The sequence below is a fragment of the Streptococcus oralis genome (genome assembly GCF_003943415.1).
GTDB lineage: Bacteria > Bacillota > Bacilli > Lactobacillales > Streptococcaceae > Streptococcus > Streptococcus oralis_BJ.
Genome location: NZ_RJPK01000044.1, coordinates 1 through 543, shown reverse-complemented (window position 1 = coordinate 543; position 543 = coordinate 1). Strand labels below are relative to the sequence as shown.

The window sequence follows — 543 nt, the reverse complement described above, 5'->3', positions numbered from 1 at the left end:
GTGATTTGTCGACCTGAGCCACAAAGTCCGCGAACTCGTTTTGGAGGGAAAGAGGGGGGAGGATTACTTTTAGTTCACTTAATATTTTTAAATTTATATTCTTTTGAGCTGATTCTGGAGCTTGACTTTCTAGCATCTTTTGAAAGTAACTAAACCAATAATGAATAAACATATTATTGGTTCTTTCTCCCGGAATAAAGCCAACAATGCTATCTGGAAAACATGAATCAAAAGCCAATATACTTGTTTTAGCTATATTAGCTGCGATAGTTATACATAATGTTCCTTTATCCCACAATTTACTTTGTTTAAGACCAAACTCAGAATATGTAGAATGATAATCTACAATATAGTTTCCTGAATTAGCTACATCTCCTGTCTGTATAAACGGATAGATTCCTCCAAATAATTCCGAAGCGTTACGTGGTCTATACTTAGAAACACCTCTACCAATCGTTCCAACTTTATCTAGTGTTTCAATCTCCCACCCCATATCATTCAAAACAGGATCCCCAAACATCTCGTTAAATCGGGAGGGATTTG

At 35.9% G+C, this 543-nt stretch carries 1 protein-coding gene; it reads right to left on the bottom strand.

The features are described from left to right. Positions 1–520: restriction endonuclease subunit S (locus D8801_RS09790; RefSeq protein ID WP_260468156.1), on the bottom strand; the 520-nt coding region annotated here is incomplete at its 3' end. Positions 521–543: the final 23 nt, after the last annotated feature.